This is a genomic window from Klebsiella sp. A-Nf5 (genome assembly GCF_002810545.1).
Classification (GTDB): Bacteria; Pseudomonadota; Gammaproteobacteria; order Enterobacterales; family Enterobacteriaceae; genus Klebsiella; species Klebsiella variicola.
In genome coordinates this window covers 40,602-65,962 of the sequence record NZ_PIOG01000117.1, presented here as the reverse complement: position 1 = coordinate 65,962, position 25,361 = coordinate 40,602, and the positions used below count along the sequence as shown (strand labels likewise).

Annotated in this window: 21 protein-coding genes; 3 read left to right on the top strand and 18 right to left on the bottom strand. The window is 59.0% G+C overall.

The window, feature by feature from the left end; translation table 11 throughout:
* Positions 1–106: 106 nt before the first annotated feature.
* The 9 genes from bamB to CWM53_RS11300 form a co-directional block, all read right to left on the bottom strand.
* Positions 107–1,285, bottom strand: coding sequence for an outer membrane protein assembly factor BamB (bamB, locus tag CWM53_RS11340; protein WP_002913889.1), 1,179 nt, complete (start codon positions 1,283–1,285; stop codon positions 107–109).
* 10 nt (positions 1,286–1,295) lie between these two features.
* Positions 1,296–1,916, bottom strand: a complete 621-nt coding sequence (locus CWM53_RS11335) for a YfgM family protein (RefSeq protein ID WP_061153675.1) — start codon at positions 1,914–1,916, stop codon at positions 1,296–1,298.
* Positions 1,917–1,950: 34 nt separating this feature from the next.
* A complete protein-coding gene (gene hisS / locus CWM53_RS11330; protein ID WP_100730303.1) occupies positions 1,951–3,225 on the bottom strand; it encodes a histidine--tRNA ligase in 1,275 nt (424 codons plus the stop codon).
* Between the two features lie 91 nt (positions 3,226–3,316).
* Positions 3,317–4,438, bottom strand: a complete 1,122-nt coding sequence (gene ispG / locus CWM53_RS11325; RefSeq protein WP_074387865.1) for a flavodoxin-dependent (E)-4-hydroxy-3-methylbut-2-enyl-diphosphate synthase — start codon at positions 4,436–4,438, stop codon at positions 3,317–3,319.
* Between the two features lie 26 nt (positions 4,439–4,464).
* Entirely contained in the window at positions 4,465–5,457 is a 993-nt protein-coding gene (gene rodZ / locus CWM53_RS11320; protein ID WP_074387864.1) for a cytoskeleton protein RodZ, read from the bottom strand.
* A gap of 276 nt (positions 5,458–5,733) precedes the next feature.
* Complete coding sequence (locus tag CWM53_RS11315) at positions 5,734–6,900, bottom strand: bifunctional tRNA (adenosine(37)-C2)-methyltransferase TrmG/ribosomal RNA large subunit methyltransferase RlmN (RefSeq protein WP_008803802.1); 1,167 nt, start codon at positions 6,898–6,900, stop codon at positions 5,734–5,736.
* Positions 6,901–7,252: 352 nt separating this feature from the next.
* Positions 7,253–7,684, bottom strand: a complete 432-nt coding sequence (gene ndk, locus CWM53_RS11310) for a nucleoside-diphosphate kinase (protein WP_004114414.1) — start codon at positions 7,682–7,684, stop codon at positions 7,253–7,255.
* A 160-nt stretch (positions 7,685–7,844) separates the two neighbouring features.
* Positions 7,845–10,169 (bottom strand): peptidoglycan glycosyltransferase PbpC, encoded by a 2,325-nt coding sequence (gene pbpC, locus CWM53_RS11305; protein WP_100730304.1) that lies wholly within the window; start codon positions 10,167–10,169, stop codon positions 7,845–7,847.
* On the bottom strand, positions 10,170–15,119 hold the full coding sequence (locus CWM53_RS11300) for an alpha-2-macroglobulin family protein (RefSeq protein ID WP_100730305.1): 4,950 nt from the start codon (positions 15,117–15,119) through the stop codon (positions 10,170–10,172).
* 206 nt (positions 15,120–15,325) lie between these two features.
* Between CWM53_RS11300 and sseA the strand changes: the two genes are divergently transcribed.
* From sseA to CWM53_RS11285, 3 genes are all read left to right on the top strand, one after another.
* The gene (gene sseA / locus CWM53_RS11295; protein ID WP_100730306.1) at positions 15,326–16,183 is read left to right on the top strand and encodes a 3-mercaptopyruvate sulfurtransferase; all 858 of its coding nucleotides are present in this window, start codon (positions 15,326–15,328) and stop codon (positions 16,181–16,183) included.
* Positions 16,184–16,348: 165 nt separating this feature from the next.
* A complete protein-coding gene (locus CWM53_RS11290; protein ID WP_074387860.1) occupies positions 16,349–16,999 on the top strand; it encodes a DUF5066 family protein in 651 nt (216 codons plus the stop codon).
* 102 nt (positions 17,000–17,101) lie between these two features.
* Entirely contained in the window at positions 17,102–17,944 is an 843-nt protein-coding gene (locus CWM53_RS11285) for a hypothetical protein (RefSeq protein ID WP_074387859.1), read from the top strand.
* A 70-nt stretch (positions 17,945–18,014) separates the two neighbouring features.
* On the opposite strand, the gene sseB is transcribed toward CWM53_RS11285, so the two are convergent.
* From sseB to iscS, 9 genes are all read right to left on the bottom strand, one after another.
* The gene (gene sseB, locus CWM53_RS11280; RefSeq protein WP_012540874.1) at positions 18,015–18,791 is read right to left on the bottom strand and encodes an enhanced serine sensitivity protein SseB; all 777 of its coding nucleotides are present in this window, start codon (positions 18,789–18,791) and stop codon (positions 18,015–18,017) included.
* 98 nt (positions 18,792–18,889) lie between these two features.
* Positions 18,890–20,176: an aminopeptidase PepB gene (gene pepB / locus CWM53_RS11275; protein ID WP_100631860.1), complete on the bottom strand. Its 1,287-nt coding sequence runs from the start codon at positions 20,174–20,176 to the stop codon at positions 18,890–18,892.
* A 106-nt stretch (positions 20,177–20,282) separates the two neighbouring features.
* Positions 20,283–20,483 (bottom strand): Fe-S cluster assembly protein IscX, encoded by a 201-nt coding sequence (gene iscX / locus CWM53_RS11270; protein WP_002913954.1) that lies wholly within the window; start codon positions 20,481–20,483, stop codon positions 20,283–20,285.
* Position 20,484: 1 nt separating this feature from the next.
* Complete coding sequence (gene fdx, locus CWM53_RS11265; protein WP_004201872.1) at positions 20,485–20,820, bottom strand: ISC system 2Fe-2S type ferredoxin; 336 nt, start codon at positions 20,818–20,820, stop codon at positions 20,485–20,487.
* Position 20,821: 1 nt separating this feature from the next.
* The gene (gene hscA, locus CWM53_RS11260) at positions 20,822–22,672 is read right to left on the bottom strand and encodes a Fe-S protein assembly chaperone HscA (RefSeq protein WP_061153664.1); all 1,851 of its coding nucleotides are present in this window, start codon (positions 22,670–22,672) and stop codon (positions 20,822–20,824) included.
* A 15-nt stretch (positions 22,673–22,687) separates the two neighbouring features.
* Positions 22,688–23,203 carry a co-chaperone HscB gene (gene hscB, locus CWM53_RS11255; RefSeq protein WP_074387856.1) on the bottom strand — a complete coding sequence of 172 codons (516 nt, stop codon included), beginning with the start codon at positions 23,201–23,203 and terminating at the stop codon, positions 22,688–22,690.
* 74 nt (positions 23,204–23,277) lie between these two features.
* Positions 23,278–23,601 (bottom strand): iron-sulfur cluster assembly protein IscA, encoded by a 324-nt coding sequence (gene iscA, locus CWM53_RS11250; protein WP_002913979.1) that lies wholly within the window; start codon positions 23,599–23,601, stop codon positions 23,278–23,280.
* Between the two features lie 17 nt (positions 23,602–23,618).
* Positions 23,619–24,005, bottom strand: a complete 387-nt coding sequence (gene iscU / locus CWM53_RS11245; protein ID WP_002913991.1) for a Fe-S cluster assembly scaffold IscU — start codon at positions 24,003–24,005, stop codon at positions 23,619–23,621.
* 26 nt (positions 24,006–24,031) lie between these two features.
* Positions 24,032–25,246, bottom strand: coding sequence for a cysteine desulfurase (iscS, locus tag CWM53_RS11240; protein WP_061153662.1), 1,215 nt, complete (start codon positions 25,244–25,246; stop codon positions 24,032–24,034).
* Between the last annotated feature and the right edge of the window lie 115 nt (positions 25,247–25,361).

The following is a 25,361-nucleotide window of genomic DNA, read 5'->3' as shown; positions in this document are numbered from 1 at the left end:
GCCTCATACAATCACTAAGCAACATCGTCTTAACGACGTTTTTAAAAAAGTCAAAACGGCCCCTGTCTGCCAGGGGCCGTTTCTTAATCACTCACGACAGCGGTAATTAACGCGTAATCGCGTACAGCGTACCGTCTTTCGCCTGGATCAGCAGTCGACCATCAGCAACCACCGGGTCGGTCAGGAAGCCGGAACTATCGACTTTCTGCTGCGCCACAAAATGGCCATCTTCCGGATTCACCCAGTGCATGTAGCCTTCGCTATCACCGACCACCAGATTGCCATTATACAACACCGGCGCGGTCAGCAAACGGTGCAGCAGATCGCTCTGCGTCCACAGGGTCACACCACCATCGGTGGTCAGTGCCAGCAGGCGATCGTTCTGGTCAACCAGGTAGATACGGTTACCATCGACGATGAAATCATTCACCGAACCCAGTTCGCGTTTCCACATAATCTGGCCGCTACGCAGATCCAGCGCGGTCAGGTTACCGTTATAAGCCAGCGCATAAACCACACCGTTGACGATGATCGGCGTCGTGTCGACGTCGTTCAGGCGATCAATTTCCGTCGGCCCGGTGGCCGTAGAAATACGCTGCTGCCAAATCATCTGCCCCTGCTGCATCAATACCGCGCTGACGCGGCCGTTGTCACCGCCGACGATCGCCGCGCCATAAGCGGTCGCAGGCGCAGACTCGCCGCGCAGGGAGAGTGCTGGCATATCGAGGTTAACGGTCCACTTCACGGCACCATCGGTCTCATTCAACGCCTGCAGCTGGCCGTTACTGGTATGCACCAGCACCATGCCGTCGCTCACCACTGGACGCGACAGCGCCTCACCGGCGACACGGGTTTGCCAGGCAACGGTACCATCGCTGGTATTCAGCGCATACAGCTGCGCTTTCTCACTGCCGATATAAACATGGCCACCAGAGACGGTCACACCGCCGGAAAGCAGCGCTGGCGTGCGCGAGAACCAGCCATCTTTCTCCGCCAGGTTCACAGACCACACCTCTTTGCCGTCGTCCGCGTTCAGCGCTTTGACGGTGCCTTTACGGTCAGCGGCATACACTACGCCGTCGGCGAAGGCCGGATGGAGGTTAGAGTAAAATTCGCCGATACCATCGCCAACCGAGGTGCTCCAGGACGTGGACGGCGTAAACTGGTTTTCTACCGTCGGCAGCGGTGACATTTTCACCACATCTTCTTCGCTATTAAACAGCGAACACCCGCTCAGCAAGGTAACGGAAAGCAGCCCTGGCAAAAGTAATTTACGCAATTGCATCGAGTCCCTCTCAGATGGACAAATTATTCATTTTCATACGCATCATTTCGCTGAGCGCAGGAGAAGCATCGCTTTTCACGCCAGCTTCCCACGCCGCACGGGCCCCTTGCTTATCACCTTTGCTCAACAGAATTTCGCCGCGCAAATCAGCCACAATCGCGGTCCAGCCTTCACCTTTGATGCTGTCGAGGGTTTTCAGCGCCGCATCAGCCTGCTTCATCTGCAGCTGAACGCGGGCAAGACGCATATTGATAACCGATTTCAGATTATCATCAGACGCGGCCGCCAGCCCCTGCTGAAGCTGCTTTTCGGCGTTCGGCAGATCGTTCTGTTCAACAAAATGTTGTGCCAGCTCGAGGGAAGCGAAGGCGCCGTAGGTATTTTTATTATCAGCCGCGAACTTCTCCGCCCCTGACAGCACTTCTGGCGTATTCGATTTCAGCGCGGAAGTCGCCTGTTCGTAAGCCAGCGAAACATCTCTGGCCGTATCCTGCTGATGGGAGGTCCAGTAGCGCCAGCCAACCAGCGCACCAACCCCTAAAATCACCCCGACCGCCAGCGCTTTGCCGTTTTCGGCAAAGAAACGCTTCAGCGCATCGACCTGATCGTTCTCGTTGTTAAAAGTTTCCACGCAGTCCTTCTCCTGACTAATAATTCCCGGGAGATTAACCCAGAAGTGTGCGCAAATGCGCGGCAACGCTCTCCTGCGTTACGGTAGTTTGCTCACCTGAGCGTAAATCCTTCACTACCACGTTTCCGTCAGCGATCTCTGACTCACCGACCACCAGGGCGATACGGGCGCCCCATTTATCGGCGCGGGCAAACTGCTTCTTAAAGTTGCCGCCGCCGTGGTTGGTCATCAGCTTCACGCCGGGCAGCGCATCGCGAACCTGCTCAGCCAGACGCATTGCAGCAGACTGAGTATCGGTCCCGGAGGCTACCAGGTATATATCGACAACAGGATCGGCTTTAAATTCCGGATTCACTGCCTGGACCAGTAAAACAAGACGTTCCAGCCCCATAGCAAAGCCCACGCCCGGGGTGGCACGACCGCCCAGCTGCTCAACCAGGCCGTCGTAACGACCGCCGGCGCAGACGGTGCCCTGGGAACCGAGGCTGGTGGTTACCCACTCGAACACGGTGCGGTTATAGTAGTCGAGGCCGCGTACCAAACGCTGGTTGACGCTGTAGCGGATCCCGGCATCATCGAGCAGCGCGCACAGGCCGGCAAAGTGGGTTTTCGATTCTTCGTCGAGGTAGTCGCCGAGCGCCGGCGCGTCGTTCAGCAGCGCCTGCACGTCCGGGTTCTTGGAGTCCAGCACCCGCAGCGGGTTGGTGTACATCCGGCGTTTGCTGTCTTCATCCAGCTTATCGGTAAACTGCTCCAGGTAAGCCACCAGCGCGTCGCGGTAGTTGGCTCGCGCTTCCAGCGAACCGATGGAGTTCAGCTCAAGGCTGACGTGATCGGAAATGCCCAGCTCACGCCACCAGCGCGCGGTCAGCATAATCAGCTCGGCATCGATGTCCGGGCCCTGCAGGCCAAACACTTCGGCGCCGATCTGGTGGAACTGGCGGTAGCGACCTTTCTGCGGACGCTCGTGACGGAACATTGGCCCGACGTACCACAGACGCTGTTCTTGATTGTACAGCAGACCATGTTCGATGCCGGCACGTACGCAGCCCGCCGTCCCTTCCGGACGCAGCGTCAGGCTGTCGCCGTTGCGGTCCTCAAAGGTATACATCTCTTTCTCAACCACGTCGGTCACTTCGCCGATCGCGCGTTTGAATAACGGGGTCTGCTCTACAATCGGCAAACGGATTTCGCTGTAACCGTAGCTACCGAGCACCTGCTTCAGTGAGCCTTCAATGCGCTGCCAGAGAGCGATTTCGCCCGGCAGATAATCGTTCATGCCACGGATGGCTTGAATGTTCTTTGCCACGTTTATTCTCTTTATATATACAAAAATGAACCCCGGCGCCTTGCGCCCGCAGGTTCAATCATACACGGGAAGCGTATCGCTTCCCAACACGTTATTTTGCTTCAAGCTGTTGAACGTCAATACGACGGGCTTCATCGAGCATCGAGGCTTTGGCACGAATACGCGCTTCCAGCTGGTCGATCATGTCGTCGTTGTCCAGTCGATCTTTACGCACGCCGTCTTCATACAGACCGCTTTTCTTGTTGCCGCCGGTCACGCCGAGGGTGGAGACCAGCGCTTCGCCCGGACCATTCACCACGCAGCCGATGATCGAAACATCCATCGGGGTGATGATATCTTCCAGACGCTGCTCCAGGGCGTTGACCGTACCGATAACGTCAAACTCCTGACGCGAGCAGGTTGGGCAGGCAATGAAGTTAATGCCGCGAGCACGAATGCGCAGGGACTTGAGGATATCGAAGCCGACCTTGATCTCTTCCACCGGATCCGCCGCCAGCGAGACGCGCAGCGTATCGCCGATCCCCTCTGATAACAGCAGGCCCAGACCGATCGCGGACTTCACTGCGCCGCTACGTGCGCCACCCGCTTCGGTGATCCCGAGATGCAGCGGCTGATCGATCTGTTTCGCCAGCAGACGATAGGATTCCACCGCCAGGAAGACGTCAGACGCTTTAACACTGACTTTAAACTGATCGAAGTTCAGACGATCGAGATGATCGACGTGACGCATGGCGGATTCAAGCAGCGCCTGTGGCGTCGGCTCGCCGTATTTTTCCTGCAGATCTTTTTCCAGCGAGCCGGCGTTGACGCCGATGCGGATAGGAATGTTTTTATCGCGCGCGCAGTCCACGACCATGCGGATGCGCTCTTCGTTGCCGATGTTGCCTGGGTTGATACGCAAGCAGTCAACACCGTATTCCGCGACTTTCAGCGCAATACGGTAGTCAAAGTGGATATCGGCGACCAGCGGCACGTTAACCTGCTGTTTGATCAGTTTGAACGCTTCGGCGGCGTCCATCGTCGGAACAGAGACGCGGACGATGTCCGCGCCCACGCGCTCTAACGCTTTGATTTGGCTTACCGTCGCGGCCACATCGGTGGTGCGCGTATTGGTCATTGACTGGACGGCGATGGGAGCCCCATCGCCAATTGGCACATTACCAACGTAAATACGTTTAGATTTTCTACGTTGAATCGGAGCCTGGTTATGCATGAAAAATCTCCCGCGTTACCCGTCTGTTACTGCGCCGGTGATTGTTCGGCATTAAGGGTCAGACGCGCAACCTGGTTAGTTCTGATAAAACGACTCAAATCGACTGGCTTGCCGAGGAACTGGATCTGTACCGCTGCCGGGGCGCCAATTTTCAGTTTATACGGCGCCTGACCGCTCAGGTTCAGGTTGCCGCCTTTACGCTGCAGGCCGCTGAACAGTTTTTTACCGGTGGCATCGCTCACTTCCAGCCAGCAGTCGGCGGAAAAGTTCATCACCAGATCCTGTGCCGACGCCGCTGGGGTCGTGACGTTCGCCTGATCGGTCGGTAACGGCGAGGCCGGCGTTGCCGGGGTCGTCGGGGCCGTTCCGGCGGTATCGACATTAGCCTGAGAAGGTGCCACGACCGCGTTATTGTCCGCTGGCGTCTGAGCCGGGGCGCTGGTGGTCGGTGCGCTGGCGGTATCGGTTGGCGCGCTGTTCGCGGCGCTATCGGTGCCTGAGTCTACCGGCGCGCTGGTATCCAGCGGCACGTTCTGGCTGTTGGCGTCACCGCCGTTCAGCTCAGCGGAAGACTGATCGGCCATGGTCGAGATCTCTTCCTGCTGCGCCTTATGGTCTTGCCACCACCAGGCACCACTCAGGCCAATGACCACAAACAGCACCAGCCAGGTAACGCTCATCAGCCAGCCATCGCGCTTTTTGCGACGCTTGCCTAAAGAGAAGCTCTGCATTGGCGCCACCTTCGCCGCCCTGATAGGCGCCTGCTTGGCCATCATCGGCAGCAGCTCTTCTTCAGGAATATGTACGAGGCGGGCGTAGGAGCGGATGTACCCACGCAGGAAGGTGGAGGCGAGGTCGGCAGGTGCCTTATCGTCTTCAATATCACGAACCGTGGACACCTTCAGGCATAAGCGTTCAGCCACCGCTTGCTGGCTAAGTCCGAGTTGTTCGCGGGCGTGACGCAGACGCGCGCCCGTGGTGTTTGCTTCTTGATGATCTTGAGTGGCTTCAGTATTCATTCGCTACAACTACTGGTACGTGAAATTTAAAGTTCAGCGCGGGAAAACGCCGGCGCCGCGAGACATCTGTGGTACGTCAGCCTCACAGTATAGGACTGTCAGGCGCGCGATCACAGAGACGAATCAAAATTGAATGCTAAGCGGTTGTTGTGCCGCTACATACTGCCTCAAAGTCGACAAAAACGCACCGTAATTATTAACCGAATCAGCGTATTTCGCCTGGTTATTGGTCATAAATATGACCCGCGCCGCCTGTGCCGCGCGGGTCATCATTTATCAGACCGCTTTTACGTCAATCGCTTCACCCTGCATCCGCTTACGCAGCGTACGCTTGGTTCGGTCAATAACATCGCCCGCCAGCTGACCACAGGCGGCATCGATATCATCGCCGCGAGTTTTACGCACGATGGTCGTAAAGCCGTACTCCATCAGTACCTTGGAGAAACGGTCAATGCGGCTGTTGGAGCTGCGACCATACGGCGCCCCCGGGAAGGGGTTCCATGGGATCAGGTTGATCTTGCACGGGGTGTCCTTCAGCAGCGCCGCCAGTTCGTGGGCGTGCTCGGTACCGTCGTTGACGTGATCCAGCATGACGTACTCGATGGTCACCCGACCCTGGTTGGCGTTGGACTTCGAAATATAACCACGCACCGAGTTGAGGAACGTCTCGATGTTGTATTTTTTGTTGATCGGGACGATTTCGTCACGAATGGTGTCGTTCGGCGCGTGCAGGGAAATCGCCAGCGCGACGTCGATCATATCGCCGAGTTTATCCAGCGCCGGCACCACGCCGGAGGTCGACAGGGTCACGCGACGTTTGGAGAGACCAAAACCGAAGTCATCCAGCATGATTTCCATCGCCGGGACGACGTTGTTGAGGTTCAGCAGCGGCTCGCCCATGCCCATCATTACCACGTTGGTGATAGGACGCACGCCGGTGGTCTTCACCGCGCCGACGATTTTCGCCGCGCGCCAGACCTGGCCGATAATTTCGGAAACCCGCAGGTTGCGGTTAAAGCCCTGCTGAGCGGTGGAGCAGAATTTACATTCCAGCGCGCAGCCTACCTGAGAAGAGACGCACAGGGTGGCGCGGTCTTCTTCCGGGATATAGACGGTCTCGACGCGCTGATCGCCAACGGCAATCGCCCACTTGATGGTCCCGTCGGTTGAGCGTTGCTCTTCAACCACTTCCGGGGCGCGGATCTCGGCGACTTCTTTCAGTTTGCCGCGCAGGACTTTGTTGATGTCGGTCATTTCATCAAAGTCGTCGCAGCAGTAGTGATACATCCATTTCATCACCTGATCGGCGCGGAAAGGCTTCTCGCCCATGTTTTTGAAAAACTCGCGCATCTGCTGACGGTTTAAATCCAGCAGGTTGATTTTGGCATCTTTGTTCGGCACCGTCAGAGCGGCGGTATCAGGCGTGACAATTTGTTCAGACATAATGTTTTCCGGCCTCGTTATTACACGTTATGGCCCCAGGTGGGTTGAAAAAAGAAACGCCCCGGAGAGCGACTGCTCGTCCAGGGGCGCTATATTCTACAAATTCTGGCGCATGGAAGCCATGCCTGCGCGCAGTCAATGATAAAAAAATCGTAACCGCGTGCTTAATCCTCTAAGGCTTTTCGATTGTCAGGCCAACGCCGCGACGGTCGAAAAGACGAGGTTTATATCTCCAAAGTATTTCAGGTCACCGCGAGGCGGCGAATTCGCAAATCCCCGGGAGCATAGATAACTATGTGACCGGGGTGCGCGAATGAAGCCAACAAAGCGGTGGCGTGAAAGACGCAGGAGATTAGCGAGTGCGCGGGCAAACCTCGCCTTCAGCAAAGAAGAACGCGATTTCGCGAGCAGCGGATTCTACAGAATCGGAACCGTGGGTGCCGTTCTCGGTGAAGCTGTCAGCGTAGTCAGCGCGCAGGGTACCGGCCAGAGCGTTCGCCGGGTTGGTGGCGCCCAGCAGGTCACGGTGACGCTGAACCGCATTTTCGCCTTCCAGTACGGAAACCACGATCGGGCCGGAGGTCATGAATTCAACCAGACCGTCGAAGAACGGACGACCTTCGTGCTCAGCATAGAAACCACGAGCCTGCTCAACGGTCAGATGCAGCATTTTGGTGCCGACGATTTTGAACCCTGCAGCTTCAAAGCGAGAAAAGATGCCGCCAATAACGTTTTTTGCCACCGCGTTTGGTTTGATGATGGAAAAAGTACGTTCAATAGCCATGATTACCTCTAATTAAATGTTCTGTTGTTGCGCATACGATCGTATGGCCTGGCGCGCATTATAATGAGCAACGTCGGCGATGCCTACGGATGAAGGTAACATTTTGTTAAAATAAGATGAGTATTGGAAACACAAACTGCCAACAACAAATTTACCCTGGTTATTGCAGGGTGAAACTGGTGGCCGCCGTTTGTCCTGCCTCATCCATGACCACCAGCTGCCACTCGCCGGGCTTATCCAGCGTTAGCGTGGTTGTCGCACCGGTAGCGTCTAACGGCTGGCCGTTGATAAACCACCAGCGTCGCCCTTCCCCACCGCTGGTTTGCAGGGGTAACACCACCCGCACCTCACCCGGCAGACGTTTTATTACCGCCCCTTCGCGAATACCTGACAGCACCAGCGGTGCGGCATCCTGAGTTTGCAGCGGCGGACACGCTGTCGATACCGGTCCCAGACGCGCACGTCGGCGCTCGCTGGCCGGCAGCCAGGGTTCCAGCGGTAGCGGCCAGACATCAATAGAAGTTTCTGTCGCACCCGGACAATCCGCGGCCACCCTTTCCCCTGCTGCGTTGCGCCACACCGGGAAGCGGATCCCGCGCACACCCTCCTGCCCGGGCAGCAGCAGCGTCGGTGGCTGGCTGGCATCCAGCAGCCAGCTGGCTAAGCGCCGGCGGCAGTTGCGGTCACCGGCCGGTAGATCCTGCCCGCCTGGCCAGCATATAGTCCCGCGGCTCACCGTTTGCGGGCGCGGGTCGACCGGCAGGCCGCCGCGGCTCATCGCCTGGCGCGCCAGCAACAGATTATTGACCTGATTGAGCAGCGGCACGGCGCTGGCGAAGCCAAACTGGCCCACCACCGGCGTACCGTCAGGCCGTCCGGTCCAGATACCTATCAGATATCGCGCATTGAGGCCGACCGCCCACGCATCGCGATAGCCATAGCTGGTGCCGGTTTTCCACGCCAGCGGGACCACTTGCGGCAGTGAGGCATCGGGAACCGGTTGCGCTTCGCCGGCCAAAATGCGCCGGACAATCCACGCCGCGCCGGGTGACATCAGCGCCCGTTCCACCAGCGGCGCGTCAGGTTTCATGCGCAGACGCGCCGCCTTGCCGTGACGGGCAAAGGCGCTGTACGCCGCGACGATATCTGCCAGCCGTGCCCCGGCCCCACCGAGGATCAGCGACAGGTTCGGCTCAGCGCCAGCGGGCAGCATCAGGGGCAGCCCGGCGTTGCGTAAATTCGCCGCGAAACGTTTGGGTCCGTAGGCTTCAAGCACCTGCACCGCCGGCAAATTCAGCGAGCGCACCAGGGCTTCGCTGGCGCTCACCGGGCCATGAAAACCACTGTCAAAATTGCCGGGCCGATAATCGCTAAAACGCCGTGGAACATCCTGTAACAACGATGCTGGATGAATCAGCCCGTCATCCATTGCCATCGCGTAGACAAAGGGTTTCAGTACCGATCCCGGCGAACGCACCGCCGAGACCATATCAATATGACCGAAGCGGCTGTCGTCGGTGATATCCGCCGAGCCCACCCAGCCGCGGACTTTCATATCCGTGTGATCGACGACAACGATCGCCAGTGAGCTGCGCGGCGGCAGGCGCGATTTCCAGTTCAGCGCCAGATCCTCAAGCTGACGCTGGAGCCCGGCATCAAGAGTCGTCACCACCTTTTCATCCCGACTGGTCGCCAGCGCCCGGCGTGAAAAAAGCGGCGCCAGCTGCGGCACCTGGCGCGGAAACAGCCACACCGGCTCCTCCATCGCTTCCTTCACCGCCCGTTGCGGCCAAGCGCCCTGGCTGACCATGCGCGTAAGGACTTTATCGCGCGCCGCCTGGGCCCGCTGCGGCCAGCGGTCCGGACGTAAACGGCTGGGCGCCTGCGGCAGGACCGCCAGCAGCGCCGCCTCGCCGTAGCTGAGCTGAGCGGGCGGTTTACCGAGATAAGCCCAACTGGCCGCGCCGATCCCCTGCAGGGTGCCGCCAAACGGCGCACGGTTCAGATACAGGGTTAGAATATCGCTTTTTGACAGATGCCACTCCAGCTGCAGCGCCCGCCATAGCTGGCGCAGCTTGCCACCGAAGGTGCGTGGATGAGGGTCGAGCAGACGCGCCACCTGCATGGTGAGCGTGCTGCCGCCAGAAATGACCCGCCCGGAGGTTAAATCCTGCCAGGCGGCGCGCAGCACCGCGAAGGGATTGACCCCTGGATGTTTCCAGAACCAGCGGTCTTCATACTGGATGAGCGCCTGCAGATAGCGCGGCGACACGTCGGCGAGAGTCACCGGATAACGCCAGACGCCCTGCGCATCGGCAAAGCGCCAGAGCGGCGTCCCGTCTTCCGCCACCACCACCCGGGCAGGGATGACCTCCTGCAGCGGCAGCGGCCACAGGCGATCGGCGGCCAGCACCGCCAGCCACAGCAGAAAAATAAACGCCGCCAGCCAGCGCCAGCGGCGTTTTACCCGAGGCAATACGCGCATTTACGGCGTCACGGTGAGCGGACCGCTGGCCGCCCCGGTCGCCCGCCACTGCGGCACATACATCGATTCCACCTGCGGCTGCGGAACCTGATAAGTGCCCGGCGTCACCGCCCGCGCCAGATAGACCAGCGTCACCGGCTGGCCTTCATTGACAGCGACAGCGGCGACGAAACGGTCGTCACGGAACTCGATATGCTGAATATCCGCCTGCTGCATCTGGTTGAGCAGGTTTTGCACCGCGTCGCCATTTTCCTGCAGACTGGCGCTGCTGTTGGCCAGATTCTGGTTTTCCAGCTCGAGACCGGCTGGCAGCAGGTCGACGACCAGCGCGTCAGGCACGTTGCGTTTGGCGGTCACCTCCAGCTTCACCAGCACCAGTTCGCCGCTGCGCAGCGAGGTCAGCGATTTCTGCTGACCCTGGGTATCGAAAATAGTGCGTTCAATCCCCAGGACGTTACCGCCTGGCTGCGGCGCGCTTTGTGGATAGCCGCTGCTGTCCAGGCGCAGCCACAGCGGCTGACTGCCGGTATTGCTCACCTGCAGCGCCGCCAGCCGATCGCCGTCGAGGTTGCGGGTTTGCGCTTTGTCGCCGGCCAGCGGCTCGGCCTGCAGTGAGGTTTGCGCCTGCCAGTTGCCCGGCAGGTCCGCCAGCGAACGTCCGGCAAGGAACAGGGCATTGGTTTCCTGGGTCGACAGCCAGCGCTGACCGTAGGCCTCTTCCGACAGCGTGCTCAACAGCTTATTTTGCACCTCCGGCAGCAGCTTGTTCTCTTCCAGCAGCGCCAGCTTCAGGGCGTCATCGCGAAGAGGGCTGCCGTAATCACCCAGCCAACGATTCTCATCCTGGCGCGGGGTGGCAACCGCCAGCTTCATCGCGTCGTCGCCGCGCGGCGCATCGCCCATGGTTTTCAGCGCAATGCCGAGCTGCAGTAGCGGCAAGCCGGAGCGCGCCTGGTCGTGACGGCTCCAGATTTCACGCAATGCGCCGAGCGGGGCTTTTTGCTGACGCGCCAGCACCAGCGCGGCATACGCCTGGGCGGCAAAGCGGCTGGCCTGGGCATCATCGCTGTAGCGCACGGTCATCAGCCCCGGCTCCTGCAGATAGCGCAGCAGGCGTTCGTTACCTTTATTAATGGCGTTGACCGGTACGCTATAGCCCTGCTCGCCCGCGCGGACGAGGAAGTCCATAGCGTAGGCGGTCAGCCAGTACTCTTCCGGCCCCTCTTTATCCCACAGTGCAAAACCACCGTTTTCCAGTTGCATCTGCAGCAGGCGCGAGATACCAACATCGATTGCCGCGCGGCGTTTTTCATCGCTATCGCCGCTGATGCCCAACGCTTTTAGCTGCGCCGCGCTGGTGTACAGCGACGGGAACAGGCCGCTGGCGGTCTGCTCAAGGCAGCCGTAAGGATAGGCTTTCAGCTCACGGATATAGCGGGCAAGGTTCAACGGCGGTTTACCGCTGAGCAGCAGCTGGCCCTGCAGCGTTTGCGGGGCAAAGCCCTGGCTCTGCGCCGCCGGCGCCTGCCAGCTTTCGCCGGGCTGCAGCACCGCGCCGCTGTTGACGGTCTGGGCCGGGAACGCCGGACGGACGCCGATTTTCCACTGTTTTCGCAGCGGGGCGAAGGTTTCACCCGGCAGGCTCAGGCCGCTGATGGTCGCGCTCACTTGACCATCGCCGAAGCCCGCCAGTGCGCTGACCGGCACGAATAGCGTGCTGCGCGCCCCTGGCGCCAGTTGCACCGGCGGCAACTGACCCTCGGTCAAGGTCACCAGCCCGCTGGCGGCAAGATGTACCTTCAGAGTTTGCGGTTTATCGGTCAGATTGCTGAGATCCAGCGCCAGACGCGTGGTATCGCCGCTGGCGAGGAAGCGCGGGGTATTCAGTTCGGCGATAACCGGGGCGGCCACCACCACTTTATCTTCGCTGCTGCCGAAGTCATCGGCCGTCCACGCCTGGGCCATCACCCGCAGCTCGCCGTTAAAATCACCGATGGGTAACGTCACCGTGCCTTCGCCCTGATCGTTCAACACCACCGGCTGCGCCTGCTGGGCGACGATCGTCACGTGGTTGACCGGCGGTTTGCCGCCGCGTTTTAACTCGTCGCCATCGCCGCCGAAGCGCAGGCTGGCCACACGCCCCTGCCCTTCGATCACCTGGCCGTAGATGTCATAGATATCTGCGCCGTAACGCTTCTGGCCAAAGAAGGCGTTCCACGGATCCGGGGTGGCGTAATCGGTAATATTCAGCACCCCGCTATCCACCGCCGAGAGCAGCACGTTGACCTGTTTCGGCGCCTCGCCCTCTTTGACGCTGGCTTTCACTTTCACCGTCAGCGGCTGGTTGGGGCGCATTTTGTCCGGCGCTTCCAGCGCCAGCGTCAGGCGGCGGTTTTCATCGCCCAGCGGCAGATGCAGCAGGCCCACCGCGCGTTTTGGCGTCGCCGAGCGGGATTTATCGCCGGGGCGAACCACCAGCGTGCTGAGGTAGAGGTCGTGGCGGTTCCAGGCTTTATCCACCGGAATAGACAGATCCATCCCCTCGGCAGGGACGTCAATCTCCTGCCACCACAGCGGCCCTTCGCTGGATTCCACCATCGCGTAGCCTTTACCCGCCGCCGGGGCGGCAATGTGCAGCTTGATGGTGTCGCCCGGTTTATAGCTCGGTTTATCCAGCTTCATAGTGACCCGGTCAGGACGCGCCGCGCCGGTACCTTCGCTGTTATCTTGCCAGCTATAGCCGGCCCAGAAGCGCACGCTGCTGACCACGTCGTCCGGCCCTTTCACCTCCAGGCGATAGGAGCCCCACTCTACCGGGAAGCTCACTTTGCCGGTTTGTCCGGCCTGCAGATCCAGCGACTCCTCGCCCTCCTGCAGATCTTTTTGATCGAACTGCGACTGCCAGCCTTCGCTATCGGACCAGTTCCAGTAGTAGTCGCGCCGCTCGCGGATCAGCCGTATCTGCAGGCCAGAGACCGCTTTTTTCTCGCCCCTGGCATCGGCATAGACGATGTCAAACGCGGCGTTACTGTTCTCATCGACCACCGGCTGCTTCACCGTGGTGTCGGTGCGGTAATCGTAAACGTCCTTCAGTGTAAATTGCGGGCGGATCCCCGGCAGCGCCTCGGCAGGCCAGATCGGCTGCTGTACGGTACGGGTCACCGGACGCCCCCCGGATTCCAGCAGGCTCGCCTGCAACACCACCTGCAGCGGCGAGTGGCTATCCTGCCACTGGCTTGAGGTGGTCACTTCGCCACGGCCTTTTTCATCCAGTGTCAGCTGGACTTCATCCAGACTACGGGAGAGGTTTTCTTCCGCGATATCGCCGAACTGGAAGCCCGGCAGCGCGGCAACGGCATCGCGCAGCGGGCGCAGGAACAGCTTGCCCTGCAGCTGATTGCCGCTGGCCGGCGCACCGTAGAGATAAGCGCCGCGGACGCCAAAGGTGATGTCGGCATCCGGCGCGACTGGCGCCGCCTGCGGCGTCAGGTTCAGGGCCATGCGTTCCGGCATAAAGTCTTCGACGTGGAAGTCCCATTCGCGCGGCTGGTTATCGCCGGTGCTGGCGCGAATGTGCCACATACCGGTGGCCGCGCCGCTGTCGAGCGGATAAGTGAACTGGTACAGACCATTCACCGGTTTGCTCATCACCGAGCGGATCACCTGGCCGTCCGGCTGAACCACCTCCAGCTTCACCGGCTGCTCCGCCAGCGGCTTGCCGTCGCTATCGCGCAACAGCGCATTAAGGATGACGGTTTCACCCGGGCGATAAAGGTCGCGCGGGCCAAACATAAAGAACTGTTTGCTAAAGCCGGGCGCCCCTGCGATAGAGAATTCAGCCAGATCCAGCGCCGGCAGCTTGAGGTCGAGCAGCGTCGTCTGCCCCTCTTTGCGCGCCAGCAGCAGCGCCGCCTCTTTATCCGTTTGCAGGGTGACATGGCCCTGGCTGTCGCTTTTCGCCTGCGCCAGGGTCTGCCCTTTGGCATTGAGCAGTTGCACCTCAATGCCCGACTGGGCAGCGCCGTTTTCCAGGCTCTGGGTAAAAACATCCAGCCGGTTATGGTAGCGGTGCGCCGAGACGCCGATATCGCTGAGGGTAAACAGTGTCGCCGCGTTGCTGTAGCTATAATGGCCCGCCGGGTTCATGACCGCCACGTAGACGCCCGGCTGCTGGAGCGGCTTGATATCGTTCAGCGGCAGCAGCAGCTTCTCGCGGGTATTGCGTGCCGGGTTGAGATCGAAGCGGCCGGTATAGACCAGATCCGCCATCTTCAGCAGCTCATCAGACTCCCAGTTGCTTAACGAGTTGCGGTATTCCCACTGGCTGACAAACGCGGAGAGTGATTCCGGCTTAATACGGAAGAAGTTAACGTCGACATTATCAACGTTCAGCGCCATCACCGGCAGCCCGGCGACCACGTTGCCCGGCAGCAGCGAGCCGCGGCTGGCGAAACCAACGCTCGGTGCGATATCGCGGGTGGCCAGGGTCTTCTCGAACGGTTTGTCGAGCGTAGCCTTGTTCAGGGAGGTCAGCGTCGGGTCGACCGAGACAATCAGCTCGCGCTTTGGCTCAAGGTGACGCAGACGCAGCTCTTTCAGATTCGGCGCCAGCTCCCAGGCACCGTCCACCTTACCGCTTTTCTTGTCGACCAGATGTACGCTGCGGGAGAAATCCTGGTCCGGCTGCAGCGGCACGGAAAACGTCAGCACCAGGGTCGCGGCGCCATCCAGTTGGACTTCCGAGGCGTCGATCAGCGTCAGCGCTTTGCCCTGACTTTTTTCCGCCAGCGCCGCCAGCTGGGCGCTGTCCGGTTTTGTCGTCGTGTCTGGGCTGCTATCCGCAGCTGGCGCCGGGGCAGTGGCCTGCGGCGTACCGCTGTCATCACACCCGGTTAATGAAAATGCGGTAAGGAGCGCCAGTGACAGCGCCGCTAAACGAAATGGTTTCATCCTTCTAACCCCTCGGCCGGTGGGCCTGATGCAAATTATCACTTTTTATTATGCGTTAAGGCGGCACTTCTCAACAGTGATGACGCGGGTTTCTGCCGATTAATCAGAAAAGTGCCGTGACGTCGTCCCCACTCTGACGTCCTTAACTTGTCAGCGTGAGATAAAACGCCGACAATTCAGTCATGAATCGTAAAACGGAGGCACCCATGTCCACCTCGTTTTTTATCGCCGCCGACTGGCTGGCAGAACATATTGATGACCCGGAGATCCAGATTATCGACGCCCGCATGGCGCCCGCCGGGCAGGAGGCCCTGCGCGATATGGCAGCGGATTACCGCGCCGGTCATGTGCCGAACGCGCTGTTTTTCGATATCGAGGCGCTGTCCGATCACACCAGCCCGCTGCCGCATATGATGCCGCGCGCCGAGGCGTTTGCCGTCGCCATGCGCGAGCTGGGCGTCTGCAGCGATAAGCACCTGGTGGTTTATGACGAAGGCAATCTGTTTTCCGCGCCTCGCGCCTGGTGGATGCTGCGCACCTTTGGCGTGGAGAAGGTGTCCATACTGGCCGGTGGGCTGGAGGGCTGGCGGCGCGACGAACTGCCGCTGGAGCAAGGCGTGCCGGAAGTAGCTGAAGGGGAATTCGACGTGCGTTTCGATCCCCAGCAAATTAAGCGCCTGACCGACGTCCTGCTGGTCAGCCATGAAGGTTCGGCGCAGATTGTCGATGCGCGTCCGGCGGCCCGGTTTAACGGCCTGGCCGACGAACCGCGCCCGGGCCTGCGTCGCGGGCATATCCCCGGCGCGCTTAACGTGCCGTGGACTGAGCTGGTGATTAACGGCGAACTGAAAACCGTCGACGAGTTGAACGACATCTTTTTGCGTCAGGGTGTCGATTTTGAACGGCCAATCATCGCCAGCTGCGGATCGGGGGTGACGGCGGCGGTGGTCGTGCTGGCGCTCACCACGCTTGGCGTGAATGGCGTCTGCCTGTATGACGGCTCCTGGAGCGAATGGGGCGCACGGACCGATCTGCCGATTGAACCGGCCTCTGCCGCTCAGTAAACACGGCCTGACCGCGGGCGGTTCCCTCCCGCGGTCACTAAATAATTTCTGATTTTCCCTCCCTCTTTCTCCGGCCTGCCGCTAAACCGGTTACTCTGTGCTGCCGCAGGGTTTGTACCTGCCGTATTCGCTTTACTGCCACTCACTATATAAGGAAATTGAATAATGGCATTTTCATTACCGGATCTCATGGATGTCGTACACAAGCACAACCGTAATCCCACCCCGAAACCATTGTCCGTAGACGAAGTGGATCGCCTGCGGGTACGGAAATATCGTGACCCGCAAAATAGCGAAACCGTGGCGCTTCCGGAGAGTCTGAAAGCGCTGTTGGCCTACGATTGCCAACTGAAAAGCCCCCACGGACAGCTGGTGCTGGAATCGGTTCTGGACTCCATTGATCAACATGGCGTCCTGCTTTCCGACTCGCTGGATGAAGATGCTTATTACATGAATGGTCTTGATATGGCCGGGCTGGACTTTGAAGAGCTGACGCCAATCTGGAACGACGATCCGCGTCTTCCTGCCCTGATTCGCCTCTGCCATCCCGGAGATCAGCAGGTATTTATCTATGTCACTGAACGTGATGAACAAGGTGAATATCCTGTTGTCCGCTTCGAAGGTAAAGAGAATGATCTCTGGCTGGCGGAATCGTCACTGATAGAATATCTGCAGGGGATCTTTGCCGGCAGCGAGGAGAGCCACGACGAATGGCAGCATCAGCAGACCCTCAATGAGGCACGCGATGGCGCCTTGCTGGAGCTGGAATATATTCATGAGGATCTTTACGCCAGGCTCGAAGGCTGCCCTGACTAATTCACCATCTCACCCCGGATGGCGCGATAAACGCGCGCCGCCGGGGCCTGCTCCAGGAGGGAGCGTTTTATCCGTAACCTGATGTCACTACAAGGAGTGAAAATGGCATTAGTCTCCAACCCGCATTCTGCTTATTCGCCGCGCCTTCCCTGGCTGGGAGGCATAGCTGGCCTGCTGGCAGGCGGCGCGATCCTTTATTTTTGGCCGCAATGGAACCGAGCATGGTTAAGCGTGGTTCCTGCGCCGGTCTCCGTGTATACCCAGTTTCTCGGGGTCACTCTGGAAGAGGTTCCGCTGATCACCTATGGCCATCAGGCGCTGCTGGGTTTCCTGATGGTGCTGCTCGCGCCCGGTTACGGAAAATCGACCCTTGCCGCGTGGATGGTGCATAACCCAGCGTCAAGCCGGCGCTGGCCCGGCGAGATACTCCGCGCCTGGGGCATAAAATTTGGCCTGCTGGTCATCGTCTTTTGCAATCTGTTCTTTTTGTCCCGGGTCGGATCCGGAACCCTGGCGTTATATATTTTTATTCTCCAGCATGTCAGCGTTGCCGCGGCGGTGGCGTCAGGGGTGCTGCTCCTGCGTGACGCCCGACGTCTGGCCCGCACGTTTGACGCTCCGCTGGCGGACCTGCACCTTCTCATGATATTCACTCTGGGGTTCCAGACGATCTTGCCTGCACAGATCGCGCTGATGAGCGCTCGGGGCGTGAATACACCGCTGGGCTGGTACATTGTTATCGCGCAAATGGCAGGGGTGTTACTGGCGTTTATGCTGGTCGGCGGGCTGGTGGCAGCGCTACGTTCTCTGCTGGGCGAAGAGAGATGTCGGGCATGGCGTGGGGATATGGCGCTCTTCAACGGCATTGTCACGCTGTGTGTGACGGGATTTCTCCTCTATAACATGGTGTCAGCCTATCCGCGGATCTTTGCTGCGCTGCATTAACCCTGGCAAAGCCGATTTTCAGCCTCACACTGGAAGCATAAAGAAACAGCGGGGGCAGCCGCCCCCGCTGTCAGATAATGCGGTTTTGTTTGAAATCGCGCAGGAAGCTGCCCCAGCGCTTTTCATAGAACGGCGTGATATGGGCAATCATAAAATGGCTGATGCCCTTCTCGCCTTCTACCACCTGGCAAATATCGATCGGCTCATCGCCTGGCAGGGTATCGGTGGCCACGCTGCCGGTGGTCTGGATAACGGATTCAATATCCCCTTCCGCTTCAATGCCGATCAGCAAGTTGGCCGGCGCGTCGGCGCTCTCTTTAATCGAGCACAGAAACGCCCGCTTGACGGTCTTCAGCGTTTTGAACAGCGTGGTCAGGGAATCCACCATCTGCGCCGGCGGGTCGGCGACTTCAGACAGCAGCAGCGCTTCGCCGCCTTCCAGTACCGTCTGGGTACTGAGCGGGCTGCCCTCTTCACCGAGCAGATGGCTGATCTCCCGCGGGGTGAACTCTTTGCCGCTCGGCAGCTTCGGGTTGAGGAACAGCGATTCGCCCAGCGTCATCGCCATCAGTGTGCGGGCGGGCATCATCACGAAAGCCTGTTCGTCTTCCACCGCCTGCTGCAGCGCCTCCAGCGAGGTAAAGAACGGGATCACCGAGCTGCCGTCATCTTTTTCCCAGTGCTGCAGATCCAGCGCGCTGTCTTCGACAATCTGCTCACCATCGGCTGCACTGCCCGGAACCCAGACGGTCGCCTCAAGCAGCGCGCTGAAAAATGCCGGACGGTGGGCGGGCTCGGTCGCCGCCTTTTCCAGCAAGGTTTCTAATTCATTTTTCGTATCAGACATAGTTTGGCTACTTCACAATGAATTGCCCGGCGGCGCTACGTCCACGCGGGCATACGAGTTTCCAGTCCGGGTAAGCGTAGCGCCACCCGGCAAAGCCGTTACTCGGCCGTCAGCAGGTTAGCAATGGTACGCACGCCAAGACCCGTCGCGCCCGCCGACCACTGCTCAACGGCAGATTTACGGTAGGTTGCCGAACAGTCGATATGCAGCCAGCCCTGATGGTAGTTTTCCACGAAGTGGGACAGGAAACCCGCCGCGGTACTGGCGCCAGCCGGATAGGCCGCGCTGCCGGTATTGTTCAGTTCTGCGAAGTTCGACGGCAGCTGATTGCGGTGGAACTCGGCCAGCGGCAGACGCCAGAAGGCTTCGTTTTCCGCCTGCGCGCTCGCCAGCAGGCGATTCGCCAGCGCATCGTCAAAGCTAAACAGCGCATGGTAGTCATTACCCAGGGCGGTTTTCGCCGCGCCGGTCAGAGTGGCGGCATCGATGATCAGCTGCGGCTTCTGCGCCGAAGCGTCAATCAGGCCATCCGCCAGCACCAGGCGGCCTTCGGCGTCAGTGTTCATCACTTCAACGGTTTTGCCATTACGATAATGAATAATATCGCCAAGTTTAAAGGCGTTACCGCTGATGAGGTTGTCGGCGCAGCACAGGTAGAGCTTCACGCGCTTGTTCAGCCCGCGGGAAATGGCAAAAGCCAGCGCGCCGGTGATGGTCGCCGCACCGCCCATATCGGATTTCATTGAATCCATAAAGGCGCTCTGTTTGATGCTGTAGCCGCCGGAATCAAAAGTAATGCCTTTGCCCACCAGGCAGGCGTATACCGGGGCTTCTTTATCGCCGGTTGGGTTATAGTCCAGCGCCAGCAGGACCGGCGGACGCTCGGAGCCGCGGCCCACGGTGTGCAGACCAAGATAGCCCTGCTCACGCAGATCTTCACCTTTGGTGATGCGATAGCTCATCTTCTCGCCCGCCACACTGCACAGCAGGTCGACGGCGCGCTGCGCCAACTGCTCAGGACCCAGCTCTTCCGCCGGGGCATTGATGGTGTCGCGCACCCAGTCGATAATCGTCAGGCGATGATCCAGCTCACTGCGCTGCGCATCGTCCAGCGTCGGCCATTCGACCTGGCGCTTCCCCTTCGGCCCTTTGTAGCCGGCCCAGAACGCCCAGGCACGATCGGTGTCCCAGCCTTCGCCGCTTAACGCGACATGTTTAATGCCCATACCGTCAATTTTACGCGCCGCGCGCTGAATCAGGCCCAGGTCGTCTTTGCCGTTGAGGTGCAGGGCGATGCCGTCGTTATTAATGCTGTAAGACGCCTTTTCTCCCCAGCGCGCATCGGCTGGCTGAGTAGAAAGCGTAATCTTCATGGCTTCGGTCATTATCATTATCCTTCTTAGCAAACGGGCCACCGTATGGCAGCCCGTAAAGTTCTCTCACTCGATGATTCATCCGACTTAAACTGCCGCATAAATCATGACGCGAAAATTATTCGGCTTCGTCTAACCAGACTAGCAGAATCGCCTCGAGAATTTTTTCATTGGATGCGTTTGGGTCGTCATCAAACTCTTCCAGATCGCAAATCCACTGATGCATGTCGGTAAAGCGAACGGTTTTCGGGTCGAGATCCGGGTAAGCGTCGTACAAGGCTTCGCCGATTTCACGACTGTCGGTCCATTTCAGTGCCATATTAGTGCTCGCGTGCGTGGTTGATGGTGTAACGCGGGATCTCAACGACCAGATCTTCGTCGGTGACGCGCGCCTGGCAGCTCAGGCGGCTGTCAGGTTCCAGTCCCCAGGCTTTATCCAGCATATCGTCTTCATCTTCGGTACTTTCCGCCAGCGAGTCAAAGCCTTCACGCACGATGCAGTGGCAGGTGGTGCAGGCACAGGATTTTTCGCAGGCGTGTTCAATCTCGATGCCGCTACGCAGCGCCGCATCCAGAATGGTTTCACCGGTCTCAGCTTCCACAACGATGCCATCCGGACACAGGTCCTGGTGCGGCAGAAATACAATTTTTGGCATTTTAAACCTCGTCCACGGATTGGCCTTTCAGCGCGATACGGACCGACTGATCCATACGGCGGGCGGCGAATTCCTGGGTTTGTGTGTCGATATTTTTAATCGCTTCTTTAATGGCGTCGGCATCGTCGCCTGCCGCAGCGGCGCGCACTTGCTCCGCGGCGGCATCGATAGCCTGACGCTCCGCGGCGCTTAACAGCGCGGCATCGGCGGCCAGCGCGCTGACCAGGCTTTCCAGAACGCGGGCGGCTTCCACTTTCTGCTCAGCCAGCATACGCGCCTGGACATCCTGTTCGGCATAGCTCATCGAATCTTTGATCATGGTGGCGATTTCGCCATCGGTCAGACCGTAAGACGGTTTCACCTGGATAGAGGCTTCCACGCCGGTCGATTTTTCCATCGCCGTGACGCTCAGCAAACCGTCGGCATCGACCTGGAAGGTGACGCGAATATGCGCCCCGCCCGCCGGCAGCGCCGGGATACCGCGCAGCGCAAAACGCGCCAGCGAGCGGCAATCCTGCACCAGCTCACGCTCGCCCTGCATCACGTGAATAGACATTGCCGTCTGACCATCTTTGAAGGTGGTAAACTCCTGCGCGCGAGCCACCGGAATAGTGGTATTACGCGGGATGACTTTCTCCACCAGACCGCCCATCGTTTCCAGCCCTAACGACAGCGGGATAACGTCGAGCAGCAGCAGCTCGCTGTCCGGCTTGTTGCCGACCAGAATATCCGCCTGAATCGCCGCGCCGATGGCAACGACTTTGTCCGGATCGATGGAGGTCAGCGGGGTGCGGCCAAAGAATTCGCCAACGCGTTCGCGCACCAGCGGCACGCGAGTGGAACCACCGACCATCACCACTTCCAGTACCTCTTGCGCCTCAACGCCGGCGTCTTTCAGCGCACGACGGCAGGCCAGTAAAGTACGTTTTACCAGGGAGGCAATCAGATCGTTAAACTGGCTACGGGTGATATCGCCCTGCCAGCCGCCAACCTCGACGTGCGCCACCTCAGCATCGCTGAGGGCGATTTTCGCCGCGATGGCGGCATCCAGCAGCTCGCGCTGCAGGCGGTTATCGCTGCGGTCGCTGAAGCCCGCCTGCTCACGCAGGTAGTCCGCCAGCAGATGGTCAAAATCATCGCCGCCGAGCGCCGAGTCGCCGCCGGTGGCCAGCACTTCAAACACCCCGCGGCTTAAGCGCAGAATAGAGATATCAAAGGTGCCGCCGCCGAGATCATAGACCGCAATCACCCCTTCCTGACCGGAATCGAGGCCGTAGGCGATAGCCGCCGCGGTCGGCTCATTGAGCAGGCGCAGCACGTGCAGCCCCGCCAGACGCGCCGCGTCTTTGGTCCCCTGACGCTGAGCATCATCGAAGTAAGCGGGAACGGTGATCACCACGCCATCAAGTTCGCCGCCCAGCGCTTCGGTCGCCCGGGCGGCCAGCGCTTTAAGGATATCGGCGGAGACGCGAATCGGGTTCAGCAGGCCGCCGGCGGTCTGGATCATCGGCAGACCGTTTTCACTGGCCTGCAGCTGATACGGCAGATGCGGATAGCGGTTTTGAATATCGGCGAGGGAGCGCCCCATCATTCGCTTCACCGAGCTGATGGTGTTCACCGGATCCTGAGCGGCATTCAGCCGGGCTTCATAGCCGACAGTCAGTCCCGAGGCGTGGTAGTTCACCACCGACGGCAGCAGATAGCGACCTTGATGATCGGGCAGGGTTTCGGCCTGGCCGCTACGCACGGTAGCCACCAGAGAATTGGTGGTGCCCAGGTCGATGCCGGCCGCCAGACGACGCTGGTGCGGCGCGGCGCTCAGGCCGGGCTCACTAATTTGTAATAAGGCCATAATTGCTTCCGAAAATTAAAAATCGAGCAGTTTTTCTTCGAGTTCTTCAGCACTGCTGCGCAGTTTATCGAGAAAACGGAGCTTACGTACCGTGTCCGCCGCCGCCTCCCAGCTCTCATTATGCAATTGTTCAACCATCAGTTGATGGCGGGTATCAAACAGCGCTTTCACTCGTTTGATAAAGTCTTCCAGCCGCGCATCGTCTTTCGCCTTACCGATCTCATCGAGCTCTTCACGCAGTTCCAGCTGTTCCATCAGGAACGCGGTATCGCGGACGGTATGTTGCTCGCTGGCGAGGTCGAAGCCGTGCAGCGAAAGGAGATATTCCGCACGGGTCAGCGGATGGCGCAGAGTTTGCCAGGCCTGGTTAATGGTGGCGGAGTGCTGAACCGCTACCAGCTGTTCCGCAGCAGGCGCGCTGGCAAATTTATCCGGATGGTACTGGCGCTGCAGATCCTGATACCGGACAGCCAGTTGTTCAAGCGAGAGGGTATAGCTGGCTGGTAACCCGAAGAGGGTGAAATAGTCCATAGTAACCTCAGGGTCATGCATCTAAATGAAAACCCCACGCGCGGCGTGACCGCGGTGGGGTTGGGGATGACCGATTATACGTTAAAGCTTTCGCCGCAGCCGCACTCGTCTTTGACGTTAGGGTTGGTGAACTTGAACCCTTCGTTGAGGCCTTCTTTGACGAAGTCCAGCTGAGTGCCGTCGAGGAATTGCAGACTTTTGCCGTCGATCACGACCTTCACGCCTTTGTCTTCAAACACGGTGTCTTCAGCCGCCGGCTCGTCAACAAACTCCAGTACATAGGCCATACCCGAGCAGCCGGAGGTTCTCACGCCCAGGCGCAGGCCAAACCCTTTACCACGGTTCGCCAGAAAGGCATTGACTCGCGCTGCAGCACTGTCGCTAAGAGTAATCGACATAACAAAACCTCAACTAATTATTTTGCTTCACGTTTGCTTTTGTAATCCGCAATCGCGGCTTTAATCGCGTCTTCCGCCAGAATAGAGCAGTGAATTTTCACCGGCGGCAGTTCCAGTTCATCGGCGATATCGGTGTTCTTGATCGCCTGCGCTTCGTCCAGGGATTTGCCCTTCACCCACTCGGTGACCAGGGAGCTGGAAGCGATGGCGGAACCACAGCCGTAGGTCTTGAAGCGCGCGTCTTCAATGATACCTTCATTGTTGACTTTAATCTGCAACTTCATCACGTCGCCACAGGCCGGCGCACCGACCATGCCGCTGCCGACGTTCTCGTCGCTGTTGTCAAAAGAGCCGACGTTGCGCGGGTTTTCGTAATGATCGATGACTTTTTCGCTGTATGCCATGTTGAATTCTCCTTATCGGTGCCGAATTAGTGATGTGACCATTCAATACTGTTCAGATCCACGCCCTGCTTGAACATTTCCCACAGCGGAGAAAGGTCGCGCAGACGGCCGATGGAGTTGCGAACCAGATTGATGGTGTAGTCAATCTCTTCTTCGGTAGTGAAACGACCTAAAGAGAAACGAATAGAGCTGTGCGCCAGTTCATCAGTCATACCTAACGCGCGCAGCACGTAGGATGGCTCAAGGCTCGCGGAAGTACAGGCTGAACCGGAGGAAACCGCCAGGTCTTTCAGCGCCATAATCAGCGACTCACCTTCAACGTAGTTGAAGCTGACGTTAAGAATGTTCGGCGCGCCCTGCTCGAGGTCGCCGTTGAGATAAACTTCTTCCATATCCTTCACGCCGTTCCACAGACGGTTGCGCAGGGTGCGCAGACGCGCCATTTCGCTTTCCATCTCTTCTTTGGCGATACGGTAAGCTTCACCCATGCCGACGATCTGGTGAACAGGCAGAGTACCAGAACGCATACCGCGCTCGTGGCCGCCGCCGTGGATTTGCGCTTCGATACGAATACGCGGCTTACGGCGAACATACAGCGCGCCAATGCCTTTCGGACCGTAGATTTTGTGGCCGGAGAAGGACATCAGGTCCACCTTCAGCTGGCTCAGATCGATAGGCAGCTTGCCCACGCTCTGGGTGGCGTCTACGTGGTAAATGATACCGCGGGCGCGACACATCTCGCCGATGGTAGCGATATCCTGCACCACGCCGATTTCGTTATTCACATGCATGATGGAAACCAGGATGGTGTCGTCACGCATCGCCGCTTCCAGCTCTTTGAGATCGATAATCCCGTTGCGTTGCGGCGCCAGGTAGGTCACCTCGAAGCCTTCACGCTCCAGCTGACGGCAGGTATCCAGAACCGCTTTATGCTCGGTTTTGCTGGTGATGATGTGCTTGCCTTTTTTCTGATAAAAGTTGGCTGCACCCTTGATCGCCAGGTTGTCGGATTCAGTCGCACCAGAGGTAAAGACGATTTCGCGCGGGTCGGCACCGACCAGCTCGGCAATCTGATTGCGGGCGATATCAACCGCCTCTTCAGCCTGCCAGCCAAAACGGTGAGAACGGGAGGCCGGGTTACCAAAGGTCCCGTCCATGGTCAGGAACTGCATCATTTTCTCGGCAACACGCGGGTCCACCGGCGTGGTTGCGGAGTAATCGAGATAAATCGGTAATTTCATTGCTCTTAAACTCCGTACATCACTCAATGCAAGGAATCAGGCAACCGGCTTGATGTACGACCGAGTACACGGAATGTTGGAGCATCCCGGCCTGATTCTGAAAGCTCTTTATAAT